At 74.7% G+C, this 26961-nt stretch carries 22 protein-coding genes and 1 tRNA gene; 10 read left to right on the forward strand and 13 right to left on the reverse strand.

Annotated features, from left to right (window positions below; genetic code table 11):
* The first annotated feature begins 34 nt into the window (after positions 1-34).
* Entirely contained in the window at positions 35-2335 is a 2301-nt protein-coding gene (locus FIC82_RS18030) for a heavy metal translocating P-type ATPase (RefSeq protein ID WP_418884335.1), read from the forward strand.
* Positions 2336-2458: 123 nt separating this feature from the next.
* The gene (locus tag FIC82_RS18035; protein WP_168732072.1) at positions 2459-3055 is read left to right on the forward strand and encodes an alpha/beta hydrolase family protein; all 597 of its coding nucleotides are present in this window, start codon (positions 2459-2461) and stop codon (positions 3053-3055) included.
* A gap of 19 nt (positions 3056-3074) precedes the next feature.
* Here FIC82_RS18035 and FIC82_RS18040 read toward each other — a convergent pair whose 3' ends face one another.
* Positions 3075-3617 carry an rRNA adenine N(6)-methyltransferase family protein gene (locus tag FIC82_RS18040; RefSeq protein WP_168732073.1) on the reverse strand — a complete coding sequence of 181 codons (543 nt, stop codon included), beginning with the start codon at positions 3615-3617 and terminating at the stop codon, positions 3075-3077.
* Between the two features lie 165 nt (positions 3618-3782).
* Here FIC82_RS18040 and FIC82_RS18045 point away from each other — a divergent pair, with 165 nt between their 5' ends.
* A complete protein-coding gene (locus FIC82_RS18045) occupies positions 3783-4538 on the forward strand; it encodes a hypothetical protein (protein ID WP_154799397.1) in 756 nt (251 codons plus the stop codon).
* A 179-nt stretch (positions 4539-4717) separates the two neighbouring features.
* On the opposite strand, the gene FIC82_RS18050 is transcribed toward FIC82_RS18045, so the two are convergent.
* From FIC82_RS18050 to FIC82_RS18060, 3 genes are all read right to left on the reverse strand, one after another.
* Positions 4718-4793: transfer RNA gene (locus tag FIC82_RS18050), tRNA-Thr, on the reverse strand.
* A 112-nt stretch (positions 4794-4905) separates the two neighbouring features.
* A complete protein-coding gene (locus FIC82_RS18055) occupies positions 4906-6456 on the reverse strand; it encodes an alpha/beta hydrolase (RefSeq protein ID WP_168732074.1) in 1551 nt (516 codons plus the stop codon).
* Between the two features lie 89 nt (positions 6457-6545).
* The gene (locus tag FIC82_RS18060; protein ID WP_154799398.1) at positions 6546-7139 is read right to left on the reverse strand and encodes a hypothetical protein; all 594 of its coding nucleotides are present in this window, start codon (positions 7137-7139) and stop codon (positions 6546-6548) included.
* Positions 7140-7267: 128 nt separating this feature from the next.
* On the opposite strand from FIC82_RS18060, the gene FIC82_RS18065 reads away from it, so the two are divergent.
* Entirely contained in the window at positions 7268-8500 is a 1233-nt protein-coding gene (locus FIC82_RS18065) for a low temperature requirement protein A (RefSeq protein ID WP_154799399.1), read from the forward strand.
* A 149-nt stretch (positions 8501-8649) separates the two neighbouring features.
* Entirely contained in the window at positions 8650-9024 is a 375-nt protein-coding gene (locus tag FIC82_RS18070) for an SHOCT domain-containing protein (RefSeq protein WP_168732075.1), read from the forward strand.
* A gap of 57 nt (positions 9025-9081) precedes the next feature.
* Here the strand turns inward: FIC82_RS18070 and FIC82_RS18075 are convergent, their stop codons facing one another.
* Complete coding sequence (locus FIC82_RS18075) at positions 9082-10218, reverse strand: DNA polymerase III subunit delta' (protein ID WP_154799400.1); 1137 nt, start codon at positions 10216-10218, stop codon at positions 9082-9084.
* A complete protein-coding gene (gene tmk / locus FIC82_RS18080; RefSeq protein ID WP_168732076.1) occupies positions 10215-10988 on the reverse strand; it encodes a dTMP kinase in 774 nt (257 codons plus the stop codon). Before tmk ends, FIC82_RS18075 begins: the two co-directional genes overlap by 4 nt.
* Positions 10989-11047: 59 nt before the next feature.
* On the opposite strand from tmk, the gene FIC82_RS18085 reads away from it, so the two are divergent.
* Positions 11048-11758 carry an HAD-IA family hydrolase gene (locus FIC82_RS18085; protein ID WP_154799401.1) on the forward strand — a complete coding sequence of 237 codons (711 nt, stop codon included), beginning with the start codon at positions 11048-11050 and terminating at the stop codon, positions 11756-11758.
* Positions 11759-11845: 87 nt separating this feature from the next.
* On the opposite strand, the gene FIC82_RS18090 is transcribed toward FIC82_RS18085, so the two are convergent.
* Positions 11846-12349 (reverse strand): MarR family winged helix-turn-helix transcriptional regulator, encoded by a 504-nt coding sequence (locus FIC82_RS18090; protein ID WP_154799402.1) that lies wholly within the window; start codon positions 12347-12349, stop codon positions 11846-11848.
* Positions 12350-12435: 86 nt separating this feature from the next.
* Here FIC82_RS18090 and FIC82_RS18095 point away from each other — a divergent pair, with 86 nt between their 5' ends.
* Positions 12436-12645 carry a hypothetical protein gene (locus tag FIC82_RS18095; RefSeq protein ID WP_154799403.1) on the forward strand — a complete coding sequence of 70 codons (210 nt, stop codon included), beginning with the start codon at positions 12436-12438 and terminating at the stop codon, positions 12643-12645.
* Between the two features lie 12 nt (positions 12646-12657).
* Here FIC82_RS18095 and FIC82_RS18100 read toward each other — a convergent pair whose 3' ends face one another.
* Positions 12658-13740 carry a Gfo/Idh/MocA family protein gene (locus FIC82_RS18100; RefSeq protein ID WP_154799404.1) on the reverse strand — a complete coding sequence of 361 codons (1083 nt, stop codon included), beginning with the start codon at positions 13738-13740 and terminating at the stop codon, positions 12658-12660.
* Between the two features lie 136 nt (positions 13741-13876).
* Between FIC82_RS18100 and FIC82_RS18105 the strand changes: the two genes are divergently transcribed.
* Together FIC82_RS18105 and FIC82_RS18110 are read left to right on the forward strand one after the other, a co-directional pair.
* Entirely contained in the window at positions 13877-14779 is a 903-nt protein-coding gene (locus FIC82_RS18105; protein WP_154799405.1) for an ABC transporter ATP-binding protein, read from the forward strand.
* Positions 14776-17466, forward strand: a complete 2691-nt coding sequence (locus tag FIC82_RS18110) for an ABC transporter permease (RefSeq protein WP_154799406.1) — start codon at positions 14776-14778, stop codon at positions 17464-17466. The genes FIC82_RS18105 and FIC82_RS18110 overlap by 4 nt, the downstream gene beginning before the upstream one ends.
* Before the next feature lie 65 nt (positions 17467-17531).
* Here FIC82_RS18110 and FIC82_RS18115 read toward each other — a convergent pair whose 3' ends face one another.
* The 5 genes from FIC82_RS18115 to FIC82_RS18135 all read right to left on the reverse strand — a co-directional run bounded on the left by FIC82_RS18115 (position 17532) and on the right by FIC82_RS18135 (position 26015).
* The gene (locus FIC82_RS18115) at positions 17532-18977 is read right to left on the reverse strand and encodes an MFS transporter (RefSeq protein ID WP_168732077.1); all 1446 of its coding nucleotides are present in this window, start codon (positions 18975-18977) and stop codon (positions 17532-17534) included.
* Between the two features lies 1 nt (position 18978).
* Entirely contained in the window at positions 18979-19542 is a 564-nt protein-coding gene (locus FIC82_RS18120; protein WP_168732078.1) for a MarR family winged helix-turn-helix transcriptional regulator, read from the reverse strand.
* 611 nt (positions 19543-20153) lie between these two features.
* Complete coding sequence (topA, locus tag FIC82_RS18125; protein WP_154799409.1) at positions 20154-22916, reverse strand: type I DNA topoisomerase; 2763 nt, start codon at positions 22914-22916, stop codon at positions 20154-20156.
* A gap of 173 nt (positions 22917-23089) precedes the next feature.
* Positions 23090-24232: a phosphatase PAP2 family protein gene (locus tag FIC82_RS18130; RefSeq protein ID WP_154799410.1), complete on the reverse strand. Its 1143-nt coding sequence runs from the start codon at positions 24230-24232 to the stop codon at positions 23090-23092.
* Positions 24233-24308: 76 nt separating this feature from the next.
* A complete protein-coding gene (locus FIC82_RS18135; RefSeq protein ID WP_154799411.1) occupies positions 24309-26015 on the reverse strand; it encodes an ABC transporter substrate-binding protein in 1707 nt (568 codons plus the stop codon).
* Positions 26016-26150: 135 nt separating this feature from the next.
* Between FIC82_RS18135 and FIC82_RS18140 the strand changes: the two genes are divergently transcribed.
* Positions 26151-26861 (forward strand): TetR/AcrR family transcriptional regulator, encoded by a 711-nt coding sequence (locus tag FIC82_RS18140; RefSeq protein WP_168732079.1) that lies wholly within the window; start codon positions 26151-26153, stop codon positions 26859-26861.
* Positions 26862-26961: the final 100 nt, after the last annotated feature.

Raw genomic sequence — 26961 nt, forward strand, 5'->3', positions numbered from 1 at the left:
GCATACCCCCTAGGGGTATCTGGAAGGAGGAACGGTGGACCACCGTACGGAGCACGACCACGGGCACCAGCCCGGTCCGGACGCCGGCGACGCGCACCGGTCGCACGCGCACCATGCCGAGCGCACCGCGCACGCAGCGACCGCTGCGCACGCGGGGCACGACCACGCGAGCCACGACACCGCCGCGCACGGTCACGACGCGCACGACATGCCCGGGTACGAGAAGTCCGGCCACGAGACGTCCGGCCACGACGCGCACGCCGGGCACGACATGTCCGGCCACGGCGGCCACGGCGACCACGTCGGCCAGTTCCGCCGCCTCTTCTGGATCATGCTCGTGCTCGCCGTCCCGACGGTCGCGCTGAACCCCATGTTCGCGATGCTCCTCGGCTACGACCTGCCCGACGCCACGTGGGCGTCGTGGGTGTCCCCCGTGCTCGGCACCGTGATCTACCTCTGGGGCGGGCGCCCGTTCCTCAGCGGTGCCGTGAGCGAGCTACGGAGCCGCAAGCCCGGGATGATGACGCTCATCTCGCTCGCGATCACGGTCGCGTTCGTGTCGTCGCTCGGTGCGAGCCTCGGGCTGCTCGCGCACGAGCTCGACGTGTGGTGGGAGCTCGCGCTCCTCGTCGTCATCATGCTGCTCGGCCACTGGCTCGAGATGCGCTCCCTCGCGCAGACCGCGTCGGCGCTCGACTCGCTCGCCGCGCTCCTGCCGGACGAGGCGGCGCGCGTCGCCGAGGACGGGACGGTCACGACCGTCGCGCCGACCGACCTGCGCGTGGGCGACCTGGTCGTCGTCCGCCCGGGCGGGCGCGTGCCCGCCGACGGCGAGGTCGCGTCGGGGTCCGCGGACGTCGACGAGTCGATGATCACCGGTGAGTCGCGGCCCGTGCGCCGCACCGTCGGCGACGCGGTCGTCGCCGGGACCGTCGCGACGGACGACGCGCTGCGCGTGCGGATCACGGCCGTCGGCGAGGACACCGCGCTCGCGGGCATCCAGCGGCTCGTCGCCGACGCCCAGGCGTCCTCGACCAAGACGCAGCGCCTCGCCGACCGCGCCGCGGGCTGGCTGTTCTGGTACGCGCTCGGCGCGGCCGCCCTGACCATCGCCCTGTGGCTCGTCTTCGGGACGCCGGAGCAGGCGCTCATCCGCGCGATCACCGTGCTCGTCATCGCGTGCCCCCACGCCCTCGGCCTGGCGATCCCGCTCGTCGTGTCGCTCTCGACCGAGCGGGCCGCGAAGGCCGGCGTCCTGGTCAAGGACCGCCTCGCGCTCGAGCGCATGCGCACGGTGGACACGGTCCTGTTCGACAAGACCGGGACGCTCACGGCGGGCGAGCCCGTCGTCGCGCACCTGGCCACCGCGGGCGGCACGACCGAGGACGAGCTCCTCGCCCTCGCTGCCGCAGCCGAGGCCGACAGCCAGCACCCGCTCGCACGGGCGATCGTCGACCGTGCGGCCGAGCGCGAGATCGAGGTCCCGCAGGCGACCGGCTTCCGCTCGCTCACCGCGGTCGGGGTCGAGGCGACCGTGCCGACGCCGCAGGGCGCACGCCGCGTCGCCGTCGGTGGCCCCGCGCTCCTGCGCGAGCGCGGCCTCGACCCGCTGCCCGACGCCGACGCGTGGGCGCACGACGGCGCGACCGTCCTGCACGTGGTGGTCTCGCCCGAGCCGGGCCCCGGTCCCCACGATGACGAGCACGGTCACGAGCACGGCCACGCGGCCGGCGAGGTCGTGGGCGCGTTCGCCCTCGCGGACGCGATCCGCCCCGAGTCGCGCGAGGCGGTCGACGCCCTGCACCGCCGCGGCATCAAGGTCGTCATGATCACGGGCGACGCCGAGCCCGTCGCCCGCGCGGTCGGGCGCGAGCTGGGCATCGACCAGGTGTTCGCGGGCGTGCGCCCGGAGGACAAGGACGCGAAGGTCGCCGAGCTCCAGCACGACGGGCGCGTCGTCGCGATGGTCGGCGACGGCGTCAACGACGCCCCGGCGCTCGCGCAGGCGGACGTCGGCATCGCGATCGGCGCGGGCACGGACGTCGCCATCGCGTCGGCCGGGGTGATCCTCGCGAGCTCCGACCCGCGCGCGGTGCTGTCGATCATCGAGCTGTCGCACGCCTCGTACCGCAAGATGCAGCAGAACCTGTGGTGGGCCGCGGGCTACAACATCGCGGCGGTGCCGCTCGCGGCGGGCGTGCTCGCCCCCGTCGGGTTCGTCATGCCGATGGCGGTGGGCGCCATCCTCATGTCCGCCTCGACGGTCATCGTGGCGCTCAACGCGCAGCTCCTGCGCCGGACCGACCTCGACCCGGCCCACCTCGCATCCCGCTGACCCCTCCACCACCGTCCCCACCCCCGCCGAACACGTCTTGAGGGACGGAAAGGGCCGTTCGACGACCCTCAGGTCGTGCTCGACCGCGGGCGAGGTCGTGGTCGGCTGCGAGAGACTGGGCCGGTGACCACGCCGAACCCCGTCCGGCCCGTCGCCGGCGTCCTGCTCACGCCGGGCGCCGGCGCGAGCCGTGACCACCGCGCGCTCGTCGCGATCGACGACGCGCTCGGGGCGCTCGACCCGCCGGTGCCCGTGCGGCGCGTCGACTTCCCGTACCGGACCGCGGGCAAGCGGATGCCCGACCGCCCGCCCGTCGCGATCGCCCACGTGCGCGCCGAGGCCGAGGCGTTCGCCGCCCAGCTCGGCACGACGACGGACCGCCTCGTGCTCGGCGGTCGCTCGTACGGCGGGCGCATGTGCTCGATGGCCGTCGCCGAGGGGCTGCCCGCCGCCGGGCTCGCGCTCGTCAGCTACCCGCTCCACCCGCCCGGGAAGCCCGAGCGCCTGCGCACCGAGCACTTCCCGGACCTCCGCGTGCCCGTGCTCCTCGTCTCGGGGCGCACCGACCCGTTCGCGACGCCCGACGAGCTCACCGAGCACACCGCCGCGATCCCCGGTCCGGTCACGCGCGTCGAGCTGCCCGGTGCGCACGACCTCAAGGGCCAGGACGCGGCGGTGTGCGACGCGCTCGTCGCGTGGCTCACGACGCTCAGCGCCTGACGGCTCGCGGCGCCGGCCGTCAGCGCCGCCCGCGCCGGACACGGAGCACGGCCGCGTCGACACGTGGCGGCGGCCGGAACGCCGACCGCGGCACGGCCCGCCCGACCTCGACGGCCCAGCGCCGTGCGGCGCGCCCCGCCGTGCCCTCGCCCGCGACGATGCGCCGCGCCGCCTGGCGCTGCACGACGACGTCCGCCGCCACGAGCGCGGAGCCCCGCGCGAGCACGCGGGCGAGCAAGGGCGACGTCAGGGCGAACGGCGGGTTCGCGACGACGCGGAACGGGCGCCGCGGCAGGCGCAGGTCGGCGAGGTCGACCTCGAGGACCGTCACGTCGGCGTCGGCGAACCGCTCGCGCAGGGCGCGGGCCCGCCGCGGGTGCAGCTCGACGGCGAGGACGCGCGCGCCCGCCGCGACGAGGTGACGCGTGAGGGCGCCGTCCCCGGCCCCGAGGTCGAGGACGAGCTGGCCGGGACGCACCCCGGCGTCGTCGACCACGCGCGCCGCGTGCTCAGTCGTGAGCGGGTGCCAGCCCCACTCGCGTCGCGTGCCCGGCCCGGCCACGACGCACCGCCGTCAGGAAGAGCATGGCGGCCACGCTAGGACGGCGGGACGTCTCCGTCGAGCGATTTGTCCGGGCTCGTGACGGGTCTCTCCCACGCCTTTCCGAGGGCGCGCCGGGACTGCGTACGATGTGCCGCGGACCACGCCCGAGCCGAGCCGGAGGTGATGATGCGCGTCGTTGGCCGCCTGCTCGCGCTCGCGACCCTGGGGGTCGTCACGACGACGCTCGCCGCGGCACCCGCCGTGGCCGACGACCGGGACGGGGGCGGCGGTCTCGCCGTGACCGTCGACGCCGTGTCGTTCGACGCGAGCAGGATCGAGCAGGACTGGGGCTGGTACGGCTGGGTCGTGACCCGTCTCGACGGGTCGGGTGCCCGTCACCTCGGGGAAGGTTTCTCCTCGCGCGACGTCGAGGACGGCGTCCTCGAGCTGAAGATCCCGAGCCGCAACGGACAGTTCGCCGACGGCTACTGCATCACGTGGGTCCTCGTCCAGGGGATCGACCACCAGTTCGCGGACTGGAACGGGGACACACCCGTGTGCACGACCCCGCCGGCCCCCGACCCGACGACCCCGCCGCCGGCACCCGAGACCGGTCAGCCCGCGGAGGCGCAGCCTGCAGCCGAGGCCCCCGCCCCGGTCGTCGAGCAGCCGGAGCCGACGGCCGCCCCGGAGCCCGTCGTCACCGAGGAGCCGACGCAGGAACCGACGACCGAGGCCCCCGTCGAGCCCACCCCCACCGCGGAGCCCACGACGCCCCGGCCCGACCCGTCACGCACGCCCCTGACGTCCGCGGCCGAGCGCATGGCACCGCCCCCTCCCACGGAGGAGGCGTTCCCGACGCTCGCCGTGGTCGGCGTCGGCGGGCTCGTCGCCGCCGCCGCGGGTGGGGCGATCCTGCTCGTCCGTCGCGTCGGCTGATCACCGCGCTCGGCACACGCTCAGCGCATACGGGCGCAGCGCTCCTGGCGGCGCGGCGGCGCGGCGGCGCGGCGGCGCGGCGGCGCGGCGGCGCGGACGAGAGCAGCCGGACGCCGCGGCCCCGGCGCCCCGCGACACAAGAAAGGCCGGGTCCGAAGACCCGGCCTGACCTGCCGTGATGGAGCCGCCTAAGGGAATCGAACCCTTGACCTATTCATTACGAGTGAATCGCTCTGCCGACTGAGCTAAGGCGGCGTGCTACGTCCCGGTCCGCTCCGCGAACCGCTGGCAACGAGCGCCTACTGTACCCAACGACCGGGCCAGATTCCAAAGCGGCCTCCTGGGCCGCCGTCGGGCACCCTCCGGGTCAGCAGCGCAGGCCGTCCTCGGGCACCGTCCCGTCCACGAGGTAGGCGTCGACGGCGTCGCCGACGCACGCGTTCGAGCGGCCGTAGGCGGTGTGGCCCTCGCCCTCCCACGTGAGCAGGACGGCCGAGTCGAGCGTGTCCGCGAGCCCCTCGGCCCAGACGTACGGGGTGGCCGGGTCGTTCGTCGTCCCGATGACGACGACCGGCGCGGCGCCCTCGGCGTGCAGGTCGAACTCGGGCTCTGCCACGGGGTACGCCCAGCCGTCGCACGTGAGGCCGCCGAACGCGAAGAACGAGCCCATCGTGGGTGCCGCCTCCTCGAGGCGCTCGAGCTGGGCCTGCATCGCCTCGGGGTCGTCGTCCTGGCGACCGTCGAGGCAGTTGACCGCGCGGAACGCCTCCGACGAGTTGGACGAGTACGTCCCGTCCGCGTTGCGGTCGTTGTAGAAGTCGGCCAGGTAGAGCAGCAGGTTGCCCGTGCCCTCCTCGAACGCCTCCGTGAGCGCCTGCGTCAGCACCGGCCAGCTCTGGTCGTTGTACAGCGTCACCGCGATGCCGTAGAAGCCGAGCGTCTGCGTCACGCGACGCTCGGAGTCGGTCGGCAGCGGGTTCGCCTTCGCGGCGTCGAGCAGGCTGCGGATCTGCCGCATCCCCTGGTCCGCGTCCCCGCGCAGCGGGCACTCGCCCCCGGCCTGGCAGTCCTCGACGTACGCGCGCAGCGCGTCCTCGAAGCCGACCGCCTGCTGCTCGGAGATCGTGTCCGGGTCGAGCGTCGTGTCGATCGCGCCGTCGAGCACGAGCCGGCCGACCTTCTCCGGGAAGAGCCCCGCGTACGTCGCCCCGAGCTGCGTCCCGTAGGAGTACCCGAGGTAGGCGAGCTTCTCGTCGCCGAGCACGGCTCGGAGCATGTCCATGTCGCGCGCGGCGCTCTGCGTGTCGACCTGTCCGAGCAGGTCGCCCGTGTTCTCGGCGCACGCGTCGGCCCACGCCCGACGGTCCTCCGCGAGCGCCTCCAGGCCGGCCTCGTCGGTGTCGTAGTCGCGCGACAGGGACTCGTCCTTCGCGGCGTCGTCGAGGCACACCACGGACGAGGACAGCCCGACGCCGCGCGGGTCGAACCCGACGAGGTCGTAGGCCTCGGTGACGCGCTCGCCCACCGTCGGCGCGAGGGTCGCGATGAAGTCGACGCCGGAGGCGCCGGGGCCGCCCGGGTTCGTCAGCAGGGAACCGATGCGCTCCCCCGTCGCCGGCAGGCGCTTGAGCGCGAGCTCGATCTCCCCCGCGCCGGGGTCCGCCCACGACAGGGGCGCGCGCGCCGTCGTGCACTCCCAGCCCCCGCCGCAGTCCTCCCAGGCGAGGCCCTGCCCGTAGAAGTCCTCGAACCCCTCGGGTCCCGTCTCGCCCGTCCCGGCCGCGGCGGTCGCGACGTCGTCCACCGGGGTCTGCTGCTTCGGCGGCACCGAGCACGCCCCGACGACGAGGGCGAGGACGAGGGTCGCGGCGCAGGCCAGCGCGCGGCGAGCGGGGCGGCGGGAGAGGGGGGTCGTCACCCGGACACGGTAGCCGCTCACCCTGCGCACGCGGGACGGTCCCGCCGGGGCGGGACCGTCCTTTCACGCGCTCTTCACCGCAGCGGCGGCTACTCCTCGACCCAGACCGACTCGCCGGTCGCGCCGTCCGCCGCGGGTGGCACGGCGACGGTCCCGCCGTCGCCCAGGACGACGCTCACCTCGCCGCTCGCGTCGACGTCGTCGGGCACCTCGACCACGGACGTCGCGGGCACGTAGTCCATGGTGCACGGCGTGTCCGGGGCGATCTCGACGAACGTCACGACGACGTCGCCGCCCTGCACCGCGGCCTCGTCCTCCGCGAGCACGGGGCACGTGCTCGACCCGTACGTCACGACGAACAGCAGCCCGGGCTCCGCGCTCCACGCGGCGCCGGTCCCGCCCTCCGTCGGTGCGTCGACGCCCGGAGGCAGGCCCTTGCCGTGCGCGCCCACGACGACGTCCATCGTCGCGGCCTCCGGCAGGCCCTCCTCCTCGGAGGCGTCGTCCGACGGGTCGTCGGACGCGTCCTCGCCCGGCTCGGTGGACTCCTCGGAGGCGGACGTGTCGTCCCCGCCGCCGTCGGTGTCGGAGGCGCACGCCCCCAGCAGGCCGACCGCGAGGACGAGCGAGAGCGCTGACGCGGCGCGGGCCGTCCGGGAGACGGGGCGGCGGACGGGAACCATGGGGCACTCCTCGGTCGACGACGGGTGGCGCGACCATCGTGGTCCCTCGCCGCGCGTCGTGCGCGGCGAAACCGCGACGCGCCGGGCGATCGTGACCGGACGGTGACCCGGGGTGGGAGCATCCCCGCATGGACGCACCGCTCACGGCTCCTGGTCCCGCGCCACGCTGGGGACTGCGCACCGACCTCCTGCGGCACGGCGACAGCGGCGACTCGAGCCGCGTCGGCTACGTCGAGCTCTTCTTCGACCTCGTCTTCGTCTTCGCGGTCACGCAGCTCTCGCACGGCCTCATCGAGCACCCGGGCGCCGAGACCCTCGCGCACACCCTCGTCCTGGGCGTCGCCGTGTGGTGGGTGTGGGTCGACACGATGTGGGTGACGAACTGGCTCGACCCCGAGCGGGCCGCCGTCCGGGCGATGCTCATCGTCCTCATGCTGCTCGGCCTCGTGCTCGCGAGCGCCATCCCCGAGGCGTTCGGCGACAAGGCCCTGCTGTTCGCGGTCATGCTCGTGACGATGCAGGTGGGGCGCAGCGTGTTCGTCATGGTCGCCATGGGGCGGGTCTGGCCCGAGAACGCGCTGAACTTCGTCCGCATCTCGGTCTGGCTCGTCGTCTCGGGGACCTTCTGGGTCGCGGGCGCGCTCCTGGAGGAGCAGCGGCTCGCCCTCTGGGCCGTGGCAGCGGCGATCGACCTGGCGGGCCCGCGCGCGATGTTCTGGCTCCCGGGCCTCGGGGCGTCGCGCGCGAGCACGTGGGTCGTGCGGGGCGAGCACATGGCGGAGCGCGTCAGCCTGTTCGTCATCATCTGCCTCGGCGAGTCGATCATCGTCACGGGCGCCGCGTTCGCGGAGCTCCCGCTCGACGCGACGACCGTCTCCGCGTTCTGCTCCGCGTTCGCGAGCACGGTGCTCATGTGGTTGCTGTTCTTCGACCGCTCCGAGCGGCGCGCGACCGAGTACTTCACGTCGCGCGACGAGCGCGGCATGGTGGCGCAGACGGCGTACACGTACGTGCCGTTCGTCATCGTGACGGGCATCGTGCTCACGGCGGTCGCTGACGAGCTCGTCCTGCTCCACCCGCTGGGTCACGACGGCGCGGGCCACGCCGACGCCTGGACGGCCGCGCTCGTGTGCGGTGCGGCGGCGACGTACCTCGTCGGGAACGCGCTGTTCCGCCGGGCGACCGGCGGGGCGTGGTCCGTCCCCCACCTCCTGGGAGCCCTGGCGGTGGGCGTGCTCTTCGTGACGCACTCCTGGCTCACCCCGCTCACGCTCAACTGGGTCACGGACGGCATCCTGCTCGCCGTCATCGTGGGCGACGTGGTGCGGGCGCGGCGCCGGGCGGAGGCGGAGCCGGGGTGATCCGCACCGAGTGGCGGAGTACGGGACGTTCGCGTGCTTCACCCGGCTTTCACCGGGCGCGAACCCTCCATCGTCGCTAGGTTCGCCCTGTTGGAGCGCGGCAGCCGGCCGTGCGCAGGTACGGGGATCCGTCGAGAAAGGGCGCGACCGTGGACTTCTGGGACTTCTTCTGGCTCCTCGTCTGGAGCTTCTTCTTCATCGCCTACCTCATCGTGCTCTTCCAGATCATCGCGGACCTGTTCCGTGACCGTGAGCTCTCGGGCTGGTGGAAGGCACTGTGGATCATCTTCCTCATCTTCCTGCCCATCCTGGCGTCGCTCGTCTACCTCATCGCCCGCGGGCGCGGGATGGCGGAGCGGCAGGCGGCCGCGGTCGTGCAGGCGAAGCAGGACACCGACGCGTACATCCGGCAGGTCGCGAACACGTCGCCGGCCGAGCAGATCACGCACGCGAAGGCGCTCCTCGACTCGGGCGCCATCACGCCCGAGGAGTTCGCGCAGCTCAAGGCCAAGGCGCTCGCCTGACGGACGCCGCGTGACCGGACGGGTCGGTCGCCCCCGGGCGAGCGGCCCGTCCGGTCATCAGCCCTGGGGGCGCAGCGCGACGACCATCGCCTCGACGGCGAGCAGCGGCGCGACGTTGCCCTCGAGCCGCTCGCGCGCCACGCCGATCGCGTCCATCCGCCGCACGGTCTGCTCGGGCGTGGAGTCCTCGGCGAGCGAGCGCACCGTCTCGGCCAGCTCGCTGTTGACGAGCTCGACCTCGGCCCCGAGCTGGACCACGAGCACGTCGCGGTAGAGCGACAGCAGGTCGACCATGGCACGGTCGAGCACGTCGCGCTGGTGCCGCGTCGCACGCCGCTTCTGGTCGGCCTCGAGGTCGCGGAGCTGGGACCGCAGGCGGGGTGGGAGCGTCTCGCCGTCGGCGACGCCCAGGGCACGCAGCAGCTCCGCCTTCTCGGCCGCGTCGCGCTCCTCGGTCGCCGACCTCGCCTCGGCCTGCGCGAGGTCCACGAGCTCCCCGGCGGCGAGCACGGCGTCGCCCACGCCCCGGACGCGGCGCGCGAGCGAGAGCACGGACGTCCGTCGCTCGCGGGCCCCCGCGTCGCGGGCGAGCCGGCGCGCGAGACCGATGTGGCTCTGCGCCGCGCGCGCGGCGACGAGCGCGACGTGCTCGTCGACGCCGTCGCGCTGGACCAGCAGCCCGGCGACCGCCTCGACCGGCGGCACCCGCAGCACCACTCCGCGGCAGCGCGAGCGGATCGTGACGAGCACGTCCTGCGGGCTCGGGGCGCACAGGATCCACACCGTGTGCGGGGCGGGCTCCTCGATCGCCTTGAGCAGCACGTTCGTCGTGCGCTCCGCCATGCGGTCGGCGTCCTCGACGACGATGACGCGCCGCCGGCCCTGGGACGGGCTGCGGCTCGCGACCGTCACGAGGTCGCGCACCTCGTCGATCTTGATCGTCACGAGCTCGGTCGCGACGAGCGTCACGTCCGGGTGCGTCCCCGCCAGCGTCGTGCGGCACGCCTGGCAGTGCCCGCACCCGCCCTGCTCGCACTGCAGCGCGGCGGCGAACGCGCGCGCGGCGTTCGAGCGGCCCGACCCGGGCGGGCCCGTGAGCAGCCACGCGTGCGTCATCGCGGCAGGGTCGGTCGCGGCGGCGCTCAGGGTCGCGACGGCCTGCTCCTGCCCGACGACGTCGTCCCAGACGGTCATGCGCGCGTCGCCCCGCTCCCGGTCGCCGGACCGGTCGGGGTCTCGGGCAAGAGACCGACGCCCGGGGTGTAGCCGATCGCGCTGTCGGTGTCGTCGAAGCCGTCGTCCGAGTCGGCGGCGACCGTGTCCTCGGCCTCCTCGACGACGGGCGTGAGCTCGAGCCGGGCCGCGACGTCGACCCGGATCTGCGCCTGGAGGTCGCCGATCGTCGCCGACGCGTCGAGCACGATCCAGCGCTCCGGGTCCGCCGCCGCGCGGGCGAGGAACGCCTCGCGCGTGCGGCGGTGGAACTCGGCCCCCGCGCGTTCGAGCCGGTCGTGCTGGCGGCGGATCCGTGCCGCGGCCGCCGCGGGGTCGAGGTCGAGCAGGATCGTGACGTCCGGCATGAGGTCCTGGACGGCCCAGCGCGAGATGAGCTCGACCTCGTCCGCGCCGAGCTCGCGGCCCCCGGACTGGTACGCGACGGAGGAGTCGAGGTAACGGTCCGTCACCACGATCGCGCCGCGCTCGAGCGCCGGGCGCACGAGGCTCGCGACGTGGTGCGCGCGGTCGGCGGCGTAGATCAGCGCCTCGGTGCGCGGGTCCATGTCCTGCCCGTGCAGCACCGCGGCGCGCAGCTCCTTGCCGAGCTCGGTCCCGCCCGGCTCGCGCGTCAGCACGACCTCGCGCCCCGTGAGCTCGCCGAGCCACTGCCCGAGCAGGCGCGCCTGCGTCGACTTGCCGACGCCGTCGCCGCCCTCGAAGGAGATGAAGTACCCGGGTGCGCTCACGGCGTCCACCCTAGCCGCGGCGTCGGACACGGGTGCGGCCGCGGGCTAGCCTCGGGGACATGCCCGACCCCGCTGCCACGCCCCGTCCCCTGCCCTCGCCCGGCGACGCGTTCGCCGGACGCACGTTCGACGCCGTGCTGTTCGACATGGACGGCACGCTCATCGACTCCGTCCCGGCGGTCGACCGGAACTGGCGGCGCTGGGCGGCGGAGCACGGCCTGCCCGACCCCGAGGAGTTCCAGGTCCAGCACGGCACCCCGGCGCGCACGCTCATCGCGGAGCTCCTGCCGGAGGACGGGGTCGAGTCGGCGTACGACCGCATCCACGCGCTCGAGCTCGAGGACAACGAGGGCGTGACGATCCTGCCCGGGACGCGGGACGCGCTCGCCACGCTGCCGCAGGAACGGCACGCGATCGTCACGTCCTGCACGCGCCCGCTCGCCGCGGCCCGCATGGCGGCGTCGGGGCTCGTCGCACCGTCCGTGGTGGTCACGGCCGACGACGTCGCCCACGGCAAGCCCGACCCGGACCCGTTCCTGCTCGGCGCGGAGCGGCTGGGCGTGGACCCGGCGCGCTGCCTCGTCGTCGAGGACGCACCGGCCGGGATCGCCGCGGCGCGCGCCGCCGGGTGCGCCGTGCTCGCGGTGACGGGGACGCACTCGGCGGCCGAGCTCGCGGCGGCGTCCCCCGCGCCCGACGCCCTGGCGACGGGCCTCGGGGCGGTCCGCTTCGCCGTCGGGCCGGACGGCGTCCGCGTCACGGACGCCTGACCCTCCCGCCGAGCAGGGGGTTGTCTCTCGTCCTAGGCGCCTGACGGGCCAGAACCGCGTGCTCGGCAGGCGGCAGACGCACGGTCGTCAGTAGACGCCCGCGCGCAGCGCGGCCGCGACGACCTTGGACGCCGCGGCGTGGACCTCGGCGAGCTCGTCCAGGCTGAGCCCCGTGGCCGCGACGATCGACGGGGGGATGCGCTCGGCGTCGCGGCGGCGCGCGCGGCCCTCGGCGGTGAGCGTCACACGGACCTGGCGACCGTCGTCGGGCGAGCGCGAGCGGCGCACGTAGCCGAGCGCCTCCAGCCGTTTGAGGAGCGGCGAGAGCGTCCCGGCGTCGAGGTGCAGCCTGCCCGCGAGGTCGCCGACGGTCGACGTCGTGCCGGCCGCGTCGTCCTGCCAGAGCGCGAGGAGCACGAGGTACTGCGGGTGCGTGATGCCGAGCGGCTCGAGCAGGGGGCGGTACAGCGCGACCATGCCGCGCGCACCCGCGGAGAGCGCGAAGCAGACCTGCGCCTCGAGCGCGAGGGGGTCGGCGAACAGCGTGCCCGCTCCCCGCGCGACCGTCACGTCGACCTCGTCACCCGCCATGGCGCCATGGTACCGAGGATCGCGGTATTCTTGGCACACCAATGATTGGTGCACCAACGACCGTCGACCCAGCAGCGGAGGACACCGTGACGCGGAAGAACGACCGGCGCACGCTCGGCATGCGCATCACCGAGGGCTTCCTCCCGATCTTCGGCCCCGCTCAGGTCGGCCGGCAGGACGCCGACGGCCGCGGGGTCTCGGACGTCGAGCGCGAGCGCGACCAGGAGCTGCGGACCCGGTTCGAGCGGGTGACGGGCCCGGACGGCCGCAGCTACGTCGTCGAGCACTCCGACTGACCCGAGATCGACTCACTCCCCCGGGTAGACGACCCCGATCTGGCGGCGCACCTCGTCGAGCGTGCGCATGACCTCGAGCGTCGAGTCCCACGACATGCGCGGGCTCTGCGTCTCGCCCGCGGCGACGCGGCGCGCGACCTCGGCCGCCTGGTACTGCTTGCCCTCGCCCGTGAAGCCGTCGTAGTACCAGGACGAGCCGTCGTGCCGGACCACGCGGAACGACGTCGGCGCGTAGAACGCGCCCTCGACCTCGATGCGCCCGGCGGTCCCCGAGATCACGGCCGTCGTCGCGGTGCGCGACCACAGCGTCGTGGACAGGGTGGCCTGGGTGTCCCCGTAGCCGAGCGTGATGCTCACCTGCCCGTCCACGCCCGTCTCGGTGAGCGAGCCCACGGCGGTGACCGACGACGGCGCGCCCAGCACGTCGTGCGCGAACGACACCGGGTACACGCCCAGGTCGAGCAGCGCGCCGCCCGCGAGCTCCGGCGCGTAGAGGCGGTGCTCCGGGTCGAACGCGAACCACTGCCCGTGGTCGGCGCTGAGGTTGACGACGTCGCCGATCTCCCCGCGCGCGATCACCCCGCGCAGCGCGGCCACGTGCGGCAGGAACCGCGTCCACATGGCCTCCATGACGAACACGCCGGCCTCGCGCGCGGCGTCGAGCACGTCGACCGCCTCGGCCTCGTTGCGCGTGAACGCCTTCTCGACGAGCACGTGCTTGCCCGCGGCGATGGCGAGGAGCGCGTGCTCGCGGTGGTGGGAGTGCGGCGTCGCGACGTAGACGACGTCGACCTGCGGGTCCTCGACGAGCTCCTGGTAGCCGTGGTGCGTCGTCGGGACGCCGTGCGCGGTCGCGAAGCGCTCGGCGCGCACGCGGTCGCGCGAGCCGACCGACGCGACCCGACCCTGCGTGTGCAGGCGCACGGCCTCCGCGAACGACGACGCGATCCCGCCCGCACCGAGGATGCCCCACCGGATCGGGGGCGCGCTGCGCGGGTCGGGGACCGTGCCGGTGACGTCGGCGGTCAGGTCGGGGAGGGGGTGGACGGCGGACCGGGCGGCGTGCTCGGCGGGCGTCGGGGCGACGGTGCTCATGAGTCCACGCTATCCCGGTGGGATCGCTCCCACCGCTCCGCGTCCACAGAACGTCGGTCCGCGCGGAGCCGCGCGCCGCGGCCTCTCCCCCGCGCGGGTGGTGCGGCGGGCGGCGCGGCGCGTCACGATGGGGACCATGACGTCCCCCGCGCCCCGGACCGCCGCGTCGACCGACACCCCGGACGCGCCCGAGGCGCGCGCGAGCGCGCGCGACCTCGTCAAGGTCTACGGGTCCGGCACGACGGCGGTCCGCGCGCTCGACGGCGTCGACGTCGACTTCGCCCGCGGGCGGCTCACCGCGATCATGGGACCGTCCGGCTCCGGGAAGTCGACGCTCATGCACTGCCTGGCGGGGCTCGACTCCCCGACGTCCGGCAGCGTCGTCATCGACGGCCAGGAGATCAGCCGCCTGTCGCAGCGCCGCCTGACGGCCCTGCGTCGCACGCGTGTCGGGTTCGTCTTCCAGGCCTACAACCTCGTGCCGACGCTCACCGCCGCGGAGAACATCACGCTCCCCCTCGACATCGCGCGGTCCCCCGTGGACCGCGCCTGGTTCGACGAGGTCGTCGACTCCGTCGGGCTGCGCGACCGCCTGCACCACCGCCCGTCCGAGCTCTCCGGCGGGCAGCAGCAGCGCGTCGCGTGCGCACGGGCGCTCGTCTCCCGGCCGTCGATCGTGTTCGCCGACGAGCCGACCGGCAACCTCGACTCCCGCTCCGCGGGCGAGGTGCTGGCGTTCCTGCGCCGGTCCGTGGACGAGCTCGACCAGACCGTCGTCATGGTCACGCACGACCCGCGCGCGGCGTCGTACGCGCACCGCGTCGTGTTCCTCGCCGACGGCCGCCTCGCGGGCGAGCTGCTCGACCCGACGCAGCAGGACATCCTCGACGCGCTCGCGCTCGCGGCGGACGACGGCGGTCCGCCCGGGCCCGCGAGCGCCGAGCCTGCGAGCGCCGGACCTGTGAGCACCCGGCCCGAGGCCTCGGGTGGGTCGGCGGCGCCCGTCGGGCGGCACGCTGCCCCGGCCGACCCGGCATGATCCGCGTCGCCCTGCGGGGCGTGCGGGCCCACGTCGTGCGGTTCGTGCTCTCGGTGCTCGCCGTGACGCTCGGCGTCGCGTTCGTCGTGGGCACGTTCGCGTTCCGCGGCATGCTGTCCTCCACCTTCGACGACATCATCGCGACGACGCTCACCGCCGACGTCTACGTCCGCGGCGCGCAGGAGGTCACCGGCGACGCGGCCGGTCCGGGCGGCGGGGGCGGCGGGAACGGGTTCGCGGGCGACCGCACGCTCGTCCCGGCGGACCTCGCACCGGACGTCGAGAGGGTCGACGGCGTCGCGCGCGCCGTGCCGGACGTGTCGGGGCCGGTCGTGCTCGTCGCCGCCGACGGGACCGCCGTCGTGACGACGGGCCCGCCGAGCACCGCGTTCTCGATCGACCCCGAGGACCCGAGCCTCACCCTGCTCGACGGCGCGTGGCCCGGGCCGGACGAGATCGTGCTCGAGCAGAGCGCGGCGGAGACCGCCGGGCTGACGACCGGAGACGAGACGACGGTCGTGCTGGGCGGCGAGCCGACGCCCGTCACCGTGTCCGGGGTCTTCGGGATCGAGGCCGCCGCCGCGGGCGCGGTGCTCGTCGGGATCGACGGCGAGACGGCGCGCGAGGTGTACGCCCCGGACGGGATGGTGCCGCAGCTCTCGGTCTGGGCGTCGCCGTCGTCGGGGCCTGTCGACGAGGAGGCCCTCGCGGCACGCGTCGGGGACGTGCTGCCCGACGGCGCGGAGGCCGTCACGGGCGAGCAGGCGCGCGCCGAGGCGAGCGAGGCCGTCGAGGAGGTGCTCGGGTTCGTCGAGACGTTCCTGCTCGTGTTCGCGGCGATCGCGCTGTTCGTGGGGGCGTTCATCATCGCGAACACGTTCGCGATGTCGGTGCGCGAGCGCCTGCGCGAGCTCGCGCTCCTGCGGGCGCTCGGCGCGTCGCCCGGCCAGGTGTTCGCGTCGGTCCTGGTGCAGGCGCTCGTCGTCGGGCTCGTGGGCGGCGGGCTCGGCGTCCTCGCCGGCGCCGGGCTGGTGCGCGTGATCCGCTGGGGGCTCACGCTCGCCGGGATGGAGTTCTCGGGGCGCGTCCCGCTCGGCGCGCCGCAGGTCGTCGCCGCGGTCGGGCTGGGGGCGGTCGTCAGCGTGCTCGCGGCCGTCCTGCCCGCGCGACGCGCCGCGGCGATCCCGCCGGTCCAGGCGATGCGCGACGACGTCGCCCCGGACCGCGGGACGGGCGTCCGGGCGGTGGGCGGGATCGTGCTCGTCGCCGCGGGAGCCGGGGTCCTGTGGCTCGCGGCGTTCCTCGGCTCGTCGGTCGCCGACGCCCCGACCGGGTGGGCGTGGGTCGACGACCTGAGCCCGCGCGTGCTGCTCGGCGTCGGCGCGGGGCTCGTGCTCGTCGGGGTGCTCGTCGGGTCACCGGCCGTCGCGCGCGGCGTGCTGACCGTGCTCGCGTGGCCGCTCGTCGTCGCGCTGCGGCCGCTCGGACGACTGGCGCGCGGCAACGTGACGCGCAACCCGCGCCGCACGGCGAGCACCGCCGGTGCCCTGCTCATCGGCATGGCGCTCGTCTCGGTCACGGGAGTCATCGCCGCCTCGACCCAGGCGTCCGTGCGGAGCATCGTCGAGAACGAGGTGCGCGCCGACCTCGTGGTGGACTCCGCGACCCTCGTCGTGCCGGAGGGAGCCGTGGAGGCGATCGCCGCGACGCCCGGCGCCGCGGTCGTCGACACCGTGCGGCTGGGGCTCGCGCCGGTCGCGACGGTCGGCGCCTCCGGGAGCGGAACGCCCGGGTCCGACGACGGGTCCGACGAGGCGCCGGGCGACGGGTCGGGCGGCGGCGAGGCTCGCGGGACGGACGTGGCCGGCGTGCCCGCGGGCTTCTTCGACACCGCGCTCGATCCCGTGGCGCTCGCGGGAGACCCGACGGCGACGCTCGAGGCGGGGGACGTCGTCGTGCACCGGCGCACCGCGCGCGAGCGCGGGTGGGAGGTCGGCGACACCCTGCGCCTGGGCGAGGGAGACGCCGCGGTCGAGGCACGCGTCGGCGCCGTGATCGACAGCCAGCTCGTCGGGACGGGGATCCTCGTGCGCGACGACGTGTTCGACGCCGTCGTGCCCGCCGCGCAGGCGAGCGTCCGGATCGTCTACGTGTCCGCCGCGGACGGGGCGACCCCGGCCGAGGTGGAGGACCTGCGCGCGGCGCTGACGACCGCCGTCGAGCCGTTCCTCGTCGTCACGGTGCTCGACCGCGAGCAGACCGCCTCCGCGTTCGCCGACCAGGTGAACCAGGTGCTCGTGATCCTCTACGCGCTCCTCGCGCTGTCGATCGTCATCGCGCTGCTCGGCATCGTCAACACGCTCGCGCTGTCGATCATCGAGCGAACGCGCGAGATCGGGCTGCTGCGCGCCGTCGGGCTCGGACGGCTGCAGCTCGCGGGCGTCATCGCGATCGAGTCGGTGCTCACCGCGGTGTACGGGACGGTGCTGGGCGTCGCGACGGGCATCGGCATCGGCGCGGCCCTGCCCGGCGTGCTCGCGGACGAGGGCCTGAGCACGCTCGCCGTCCCGTGGGGCCAGGTGCTCGCGATCCTCGGCGTCGCCGTCGTGATCGGCCTCGTCGCGAGCGTCTGGCCCGCGATCCGCGCCGCCCGCCTCCCGGTCCTCGACGCCGTCACGGTCGACTGACAGGACCCCGCTGAGTGCATGAAATAGTCGCGCTCCGGGCACCCAAACGCGCCTATTTCATGCACTCACGGGACCGGGGAGGGGACCGGGGTGCGGTAGCGGCGGAGCGGGGTGTTGCGCCAGGCGACCAGACCGACGACGGCGCTCGCGGCCAGGCCACCCACCACCAGCGCGACCGGGGCCGACGTGAGCGACGCCAGCACGCCGCCGCGGAAGTTGCCGACCTCCGGGCCCGCGACCCCGACGACGTGCTCGACCGCGGACACGCGCCCGCGGAACTCGTCCGGCGTCTCCAGCTGGACGAGCGCGCCACGGGTCACCACGCTCACCGTGTCGGCGGCGCCCGCGACCGCGAGGCACGCGAGCGCGAGCCACAGCGGCCCCGCGAGGCCGAACCCGGCGAGCGCCACGCCCCACGTCGCCGCGGCGGCGAGCTGGAGCGCGCCCGACCGCGACGCGCGGGTCACCGCACCCGAGAACAGGCCCGCCCCGATGCCGCCCACCGCGATCGCGGAGAGGAACAGGCCGAGGGTCCGCGGATCGCCGTCGAACCGGATCTCGTTGACCAGGGGGAACAGCGAGACCGGCATCGCGAGCAGGGTCGCCGCGACGTCGGTCGCGAACGACCCGCGCAGCGTCGGTTTGCGCCAGACGACCGCCCACCCGCCCGCGGCGGCCCGACGACGCGGCGCGGGTGCGGCGGTCGGCGCACCCGTCGCCGGGGCCTCGCTGGGGGCGTCCGACCCAGCCGCACCGACCTCGGCCGGTGCGCCGACGGGTACGACGACACGCACGACGCCGGACACGACATCGGCCTGGGCGTCGGCGTCAGGGTCGGGGTCGGGGTCGGCGTCGGCGTCGGCTTCGGCTTCGGCGTCGGCGTCGGACGGTAGGGGCGTCCTGGACGGCACCCCGGGCGGGAGCGGTGGGAGGCGCACGAGCCCGAGCAGCGCGACGACCGCCGCCGCGGCCTGGAGCCCGTACGCCGCCGGGAGGTCCCACCGCGCGACGACGAGGCCCGCGAGCGCCGGGCCGACGAGCATCGAGACCTGGAACGCGAGGTTCTGGAGCGCGAGACCCGCGGCGACCTGGTCCGGCGGAAGGAGGCGCGGCGGCACGGTCCGCCGGGCCGGGGAGCCCAGCGCGTTGCAGGCCGCCCCGAGGCTCACGAGCGCGAGGAGCAGCCACACCGACCGGTTGCCCGCGACGGCCTGCCCGACGAGACCGACCGCGGCGAGCGCCTGCCCGGTCGCGGCGAGCCGCATGATCGTGCGGCGGTCGTGCACGTCGGCGAGGTGCCCGCCGACGAGGCCCAGGGTCAGGAGCGGGACGGCGGTCGCCAGGCCGATCGTGCCGGTCCACAGCGGGCTGCGCGTGAGCTCCCAGACCTGCAGCAGCACGGCGACGCTCGCGACCTGGAACCCGAGCCCGCCGACGGCCGAGCCCGCCCAGAGGTCGCGGTACGCGCGGCTGGAACGCAGGGGGCGGACGTCGAGGACGTGGTCGCGCACCTCAGCGGTCCTGGTGCGGGGCGCCGTCGGGGACGGGCCCGGCGGGCACTTCAGGCCCTGCGGGCTCTCCGGGCACCGGGTAGCCCGCCGCGTCGAGCCGCTCCACGAGCCGCTCGCGCAGCGAGCGGCGCGCGAGGACGCGCTCGAGCTCGACCACGACGGCGCTCAACGCGTGCGGCAGCTCGTCGTCGAGCTCCGCGACGGACTCCTCCGTCGCACGCCACTCGGCCTCGAGGAGCGGGACGATCGCCCGCGCCCTGTCGGTGAGCGCGACGCGACGCGTACGGGCGTCCGCCCCGGGTTCGGTCTCGACCCAACCCTCGCTCCGCATCGCGGTGACGGTCTGGCTCATCGCCGAGTGCGTCCGCCCGAGCGACGCCGCGAGGTCGCGGATGGTCAGCGGGCCGGTGTGCGCGAGCCGGATCAGCGGGTACACGAACCGCGAGCGCACGCCCTCGATGCCGCGGTCGGTGTAGACCGTGGCGATCTCGTCGTCGAGCCGCCGCAGCAGCGCGTGCAGCGCATCCCAGCGCCCGGGGACCGTCGTGGGGTCGATGGATGTCACAGCACTGTTATAACAGCACTCATCTATTCTGCCAACCGCTTCCGACCCGCGAGGTAGCGTCGTGGTCGCGCGAGGAAGAGCCGTGGTTCTTGTGCCCGACGGCGCGTGGCTGGCTGGTGTGGTCGGGGTGGGTGGTGGTGCCGCGTCTACCATCCGCCGCTCGTCCCTCGCGGCTCCCGCCAGGCCCACCACGACGCGGCACCACCACCCACCCCGCCCGGCTTCGTCGCACCCTGGTCTGTGCGCGCCTCGGGCGACCGCCCGCGGTGCCGGATCCGCCAGCGTCGCATCGCGCCGAGCAGGTGGTCCTGGCTGGTCCTGGGCGGTGGACGAGCCATGGTCACCTGTTCGGCCTGCCGGGACCGCCTGGTCGGCCAGGCGTCGGGCATGGCGGGTCGACAGGTGAGCGGTGGGGGTGGGCTCGGATGCGAAGGGGCGTCAGAGCGGCGCTCCGAGAACCCACGGCCCAGAGACCAGGGTGACGGCGCGGCGGCCCGAGCACCGAGACCACCCACGCCGCGGACCGACCACGCGGAGCTGAGGGCCGACCACGGTTCTCCCTCGCAGAACCGCGGTTCAACCTCGGCCGGCCGGGGGCCTCGCCCGAGCGGCTACTTCTTGGCGGCGGTCTTCTTGGCGGCAGGCTTGCGGGTCGTCGTGCGCTTCTTGGCCGGGCCCTGCGCGCGCTTCTCGGCGAGCAGCTCGATCGCACGCTCGGGCGTGATCGACTCGGGCGTGACGTCGCGCGGGAGGGTGCGGTTCGTCTCGCCGTCGGTGACGTACGCGCCGAACCGGCCGTCCTTGACGACGATCGGCTTGCCGCTGTTCGGGTCGTCGCCGAGCTCGCGCAGCGGTGGGGTCGCGGCACGCTGGCCACGGCCGCGCTTCGGCTGCTTGTAGAGCTCGATCGCCTCGTCGAGGGTGACGGTGAACATCGACTCCTCGTCGGGCAGCGAGCGCGAGTCGGTGCCCTTCTTGAGGTACGGGCCGTAGCGGCCGTTCTGCGCCGTGATCTCCTCGCCGGACTCCGGGTCGGTCCCGACGACGCGGGGCAGCGACAGCAGGCGCAGCGCGTCGTCGATCGTGATCGTGTCGAGCGTCTGCGTCTTGAGCAGCGACGCCGTGCGGGGCTTGGGCTGCGCGGCCTTGGCCTTCTTCTGCGCGGCGGCCGAGAGGCTCGTGTCGATCGGCGGGAGGTCGAGCACCTCGGTGACGTAGGGCCCGTAGCGTCCGGCCTTCGCGACGACCTCGTTGCCCGAGACGGGGTCGGTGCCCAGCACCTTGCCGTCGTCGGCGCCGGCCGCGAGGAGCTCGCGCGCCTTGGCGACGGTCAGCTCGTCGGGGGCGACGTCGTCGGGCACGGACGCGCGCGGCGGGTTCTCGCCCTCCTTGACGGGGACGGAGAGGTCCTCCACGTAGGGCCCGTACCGCCCGACCCGGAGCTGGATGCCCTCGCCGATCGGCACCGAGTTGATGCCGCGCGCGTCGATGTCGCCGAGGTTCGCGACGAGGTCGCGCAGGCCCTCGGCGTCCTCCCCCTTCGCGGCGTCGCCGAAGTAGAACTCCGTGAGCCACGCGACGCGGTCGCGGCGCCCGGCGGCGATCTCGTCGAGGTCGGCCTCCATCCGGGCGGTGAAGTCGTAGTCGACCAGCCGGTCGAAGTGCTCCTCCAGGAGCCGCACGACGGCGAACGCGAGCCAGCTCGGCACGAGCGCCTGCCCGCGCGACAGCACGTACCCGCGGTCCTGGATGGTCGAGATCGTCGAGGCGTACGTCGACGGCCGACCGATCCCGAGCTCCTCCAGCGCCTTGACCAGGCTGGCCTCGGTGTACCGGGGCGGGGCCGACGTCGAGTGGCCGTCCGCCGTGAGGTCGTCGCCGCGCAGGGCGTCACCCTCGGCCATCTGCGGCAGGCGCGCGTCGTCGTCACCCTTCGCCGCGACGACGGGAGCGTCCTCGGCGTACCGGTCGACGTCCGAGCTCTCCTCGTACGCGGCGAGGAAGCCGCGGAACGTGATGACGGTGCCCGACGCGGCGAACACGGCGTCGCGACCCGCGACGTCACCCGCGTCAGCCGACAGCGTCGCACCGAGCCGCACGGACGCCGTCGAGCCCTTGGCGTCGGCCATCTGCGACGCGACGGTGCGCTTCCACACGAGCTCGTAAAGCCGGAACTGGTCGTCGCTCAGCTCGCGCTTGACCTGCGCGGGGGTGCGGAACGAGTCGCCCGCGGGGCGGATCGCCTCGTGCGCCTCCTGCGCGCCCTGGTTCTTCGCGGCGTAGACCCGCGGCTTCTCCGGGACGAACTCGGGGCCGTAGAGCTCGGCCGCCTGGCGGCGGGCCGCCGTCGTGGCCTCGGCCGACAGCGACGGCGAGTCCGTACGCATGTAGGTGATGTAGCCGTTCTCGTACAGCGACTGCGCGGTGCGCATCGCCTGGCGCGACGACATGCGCAGCTTGCGGCTCGCCTCCTGCTGGAGGGTCGACGTCGTGAACGGCGCCGCGGGGCGGCGCGTGTACGGCTTGGTGTCGAGCGAGCGCACGGCGAACGCCGCGTCCGCGAGTCCGGCCACGACCGAGCGGGCCGTCGCCTCGTCGAGGTGCGTGACGCCGTCGCGCACCGCGGCCGCCTTGAGCTGCCCGCGGTCGTCGAAGTCGCGGCCCGACGCGACGCGCGCGTCACCGACCTGCACGAGCCGGGCGCCGAACGCCTTCCCGGCGTCGGGAGCCGACGCGTCCGCGTGCTCGAACGTCCCCGTGACGTCCCAGTACTCGGCCGCGACGAACGCCATGCGCTCGCGCTCGCGCTCGACCACGAGGCGCGTCGCGACCGACTGCACGCGACCGGCCGAGAGGCCCTGCGCGATCTTGCGCCACAGCACCGGCGAGACCTCGTAGCCGTAGAGGCGGTCGAGGATGCGGCGCGTCTCCTGCGCGTCGACGAGGTGCTCGTCGAGGTCGCGCGTGTTCTGCAGCGCGCGCTGGATCGCCTCGCGCGTGATCTCGTGGAACACCATGCGCTTGACCGGGACCTTGGGCTTGAGCGCCTCGAGGAGGTGCCACGCGATGGCCTCGCCCTCGCGGTCCTCGTCGGTCGCAAGGTAGAGCTCGTCGGCGTCCTTGAGCGCCCGCTTGAGCTCGGCGACCTTCTTCTTCTTGTCCGCGTAGACCTCGTAGTACGGGTCGAACCCGTTCTCGACGTCGACCGCGAACTTGCCGTACGGGCCCTTCTTCATGTCCGCGGGCAGCTCGGACGGCTGCGGCAGGTCGCGGATGTGCCCGACGCTCGCCTCGACCTCGTAGTCGTCGCCCAGGTAGCCCTGGATCTTGCGAGCCTTGGCGGGAGACTCGACGATCACGAGCTTGCGTGGCATCCGATCCTGCTTTCGTCCGTACGTGCTGGTTCCGTGGGGGTGCGGTCGCGGTGCCCGACGGCGGCCGGTCGCCACCGCGGGCGGCGCGGCACTCGCGCCCGTCGCGCCGTGACGGCCTTCCGGTCGCCCGCCGCGGCAGCCTCTGACGTTACGCCACTCGCGCCAGCGGCACCCTATCGCTGAACGCGGCGGGCGTCCGGGCGGGCTGTGGACTGTCGGACGAGGAGCAGGACCGCGAACGCGGCGGCCGTCACGGCGAGCACCCCCGCGACACCACCCGCGTAGGCCGTGACCTCCTGCGCCGTCGTCGTGTCCCACGTCGCCGGCGTCGCGCGCAGGGCGAGCGCCGCCGCGACCCCGGCCGCGCCCGCACCGAGCAGCAGCAGGACCGCCATGACCGTCGACCCGGGGGTGGGACCGGCGCCCGGGTCGAGCGACGACCGCGGGGTGAAGGCGCACACGAGCGCGGCCCAGGCGAGCACGACGAGGACCGCCGCGACGACGTCGCTCGGGCGGTGCCACTGGCCGACGAGGGTCGACACCCCGGTCGCCGCCGTGTACGCGCCACCGAGGACGGCGACGAGCGGCCGGGCGCCGCGCGGCACGACGAGGAGCAGGGCCGCCGCGACCGAGCCCGCGACCGTGGTGTGACCGCTGGGCAGGGAGTTCTCCCAGTGCCAGCCGCCGATGAGCTCCTCGCGGCCGAGGAGCGAGTGCTTGACGAGCTGCGTCGTGACGTTCGCGCCGACGACGAGGAACGCGACCTGCACCGCGAGCCCCCAGCGGCGACGCAGCAGCGCGATGCCCATCGCCGCCGCGAGGCCCCCGACGACGAACGCGACCGAGACCGTGTCCAGGACCGGCTCGGCCACGGCCCAGAGCTCGCCCTGCCCGGTGACGGCGCCGTCGAACGCTGCGCGCTCGAGCATCTGCCCCGCGTAGGTGTCCACGAAGTACCGCCACACGACCCACGCCGCCGCGACCGCGAGCACCGCGACGACCGCCGCGACGACTCGCGACGCGGTGCTCGGCCCGTCGTCACGGCCAGCAGGAGCACCGGGCGACGGTCGCGGGGCGGGCGGGTGCGCGGACGCTCCCGGGTGACCGCCCGCGACGGCCGGGCGGCCGGGCGGGTACGGCGGCACGGGCTGCCCGGGCTGACCCGGCGGCACGGCGGCGTACGAGGGGACGGCCGGGCCGGGCGGCGTCGCCGGTCCAGGCGTGGGCGGCAGCACCGGCGGCGTCACCGGGAGCGGCCGCGTTCCCGTCCCGCCGCTGGTCGGCAGCGGCCGGGTCGGGGCGTGGTCGGAGGGCATCCCTCCACCGTAGAGGACGTGTGTGTGCGTTCGGGAGAGACGACGGGCAGAGGTGCGCGCCGACCCCCGTCCGGCGCTACTCGACCGGGCCGGGCGCGAGCCGCGTCAGGATCATCGACGCGGCGGGGCTGGTCGGCTGCGGCGACGCGTACGGGTCCTCGGCCGACGGGAAGCCCGTGTACGCACGGGTCGAGTACTGGGCCGCCGTCGGCCGGCCGAGCAGCGGGATCGCGGGGACCTGCTCCACGTAGACCCGCTGGATCGTGGCCAGGGCCTCCGCGCGCTCCGCGTCGTCGGTCGAGGAGGCGTAGGTCAGGAACGCGGCGTCCGCCTCGGCGTCCTGGAACCGGCCGAAGTTCGCGTCGGCCGTCGTGCCGATCGGGCGCACGTGCGCACCGTTCATCTGGCTGGAGTACGTGTCCCACGGCGTCGCGCCGCCGTCGGTCCAGTGCATCGACGCCTGGAAGTCGCCCGTGCCGATCCGGTCGAACCACTCGGCCTCGTCCTGCCCCTCGACGGTCGCGACGATGCCGAGCCGCGCGACGGCCTCCCCGACCATCTCGAGCTCCGCCATGTAGTCCGTCCACCCGGCCGGGTTCGTGAGGGTGAACGTCACGGGGACGCCCTCGTCGTCGTGCAGGACCCCGTCCACGAGCTCGTACCCGGCGTCCTCGAGGATCGCGGCGGCGTGCTCGACGTCGACCGCGAGCGTCCGGTCCGCGAGGTCCGGGCTGACGAACGACTCGCCCGCGGGCATCGGCAGGCCCGTCGCGCTGCGCAGCGGCGGCCACACGCCCGACGTCGCGAGGTTCGAGATGTCGTCACGGTCGAGCACGAGGTTCACCGCCCGCCGGACCGCCACGTCGTCGAACGGCGGCACCTGCGTGTTGAGGAAGAGCGCGTCGACGGCCAGGCCGGTCGGGGCGAACTGGTGGAGGTGCTCGGGGTCGGCGGCGAGGTAGACGCTCTCGTAGGAGGGGATGTACGCCCAGCCCCACTGCGCCTCGCCGCTCACGTACGCCGCGGTGAGCGCGCCGTTGTCCGGGTAGGCGACGTACCGCAGCTCGGGGACGGCGAGAGGCCCGCCCCAGTAGTCGTCCCGCGCGACGAGCGTGACCCCGTCGGGCGCGAACTCCTCCAGCACGTACGGGCCCGTCCCGACGGGGTCGAGGTTCGGGTCGTCCAGGACCGTCTCCGCGGCGCGCGTGGCCCACACGTGCTCCGGCACGACGAACGTGTTGATCGCCTTCGTCCTGTTGACGTACTGACCGCTCCCGAACGTGACGACGACGTCCTGCCCCTCGACCCGGACGTCCTCGTACGGGAGGAGGTCCGGGTTGAGCGCGGGCTCGTCCCTGCGGAGCCCGAACGTGAAGGCGACGTCGTCGGGCGTGAGCGGCTCGCCGTCCGACCACGTCACGCCCTCGCGCACCGTGACCCGCAGCTCCGTGTAGCCCGCGTCCCAGGACCAGGCGCTCGCGAGCCAGGGGGTCGGGTCCTGCGCGGGGTCGACGAGGTTGACCTGCGCGAGCGGCTCGTAGAGGACGTTCGCGTATCCCAGCTTCTGCGCCGCGGATCCGCTGTCGAACGGGTTGTTGTCCTCCTCGCCCACGGTGTTCGGCATCCCGACCGTCAGGACCGGGGAGTGCGGTGCCACGGGGGGCGTCGTCTCGTCCGCCGGTGCCACGAGCCCGCAGCCCACGGTGAGGAGGACGAGGGCCGGGGCGGCGGCGCGCCGGGCCGACGCGTGACGCGGACGACGGGTGCGGGTGCGAGCGGTCACGTGGGGCTCCTCGGCGAGTCCGTGATCTGCGGCGACGCCGGGCGATCGTCGCCCTCGACGCCATTCCGGGGGCGATTCAACCACACATTACTAACTTGTCAGTAACAGTATTCGGGTCACAGTATGGTTACCGTCATGACCGACGACTCCCCCACGCGGAGCACCGCCGACGGCGCACCCCCCGCGCGGAGCCCCCGCCCCCGCCGCACCCGACCGGCGACGCTCGAACGCCGCGAGGAGATCCTGCGCGCGGCGATGCGCGTCTTCGGGTCCAAGGGCTACCACCAGGGCTCCCTCGCCGAGGTCGCCGAGCAGGTCGGGATCACGCACGCGGGCGTCCTGCACCACTTCGGCTCGAAGGACCGCCTCCTCACCGAGGTCCTCGAGTTCCGCGACCGCGTCGACGTCGAGCACCTGGAGGGGCAGCACATCCCGGGCGGGCTCGACCTCTTCCGGCACCTCGTCAAGACCGCCGCGATCAACGCCGAGCGGCCCGGGATCGTCCAGGCCTACACCGTGCTCACGGGCGAGGCCGTCACCGACGGGCACCCCGCGAGCGCCTGGGTCACCGAGCGCTTCACAGGCCTGCGCGCCGACATCGCGGGCGCGCTGCGCGAGGTGATCGAGGAACGCCGCGCCGCAGGGGACACCGAGACGGACTACGAGCTCACCGACGCCGCGCTCGACCTCGCCGCGTCCACGATCATCGGCGCGATGGACGGCCTTCAGATCCAGTGGCTCCTCGACCCCGACGCCGTGGACCTCGCCGAGTCCACCGCGTTCGCGATCGAGGCGATCCTCGCCTCCACCCTCGCCGGCGCCCGGCGACCACGACCGCTCGACTGACGTCCCGCCGTCGGGCCGCGCCGCACCACGGTTCTCCCTCGACAGACCAGGGTTCTACCTCGACAGACCACCGTTCTACCTCGGCAGACCACGGTTCTAC

The sequence above is a fragment of the Cellulosimicrobium protaetiae genome (assembly GCF_009708005.2).
GTDB classification, from domain to species: domain Bacteria; phylum Actinomycetota; class Actinomycetes; order Actinomycetales; family Cellulomonadaceae; genus Cellulosimicrobium; species Cellulosimicrobium protaetiae.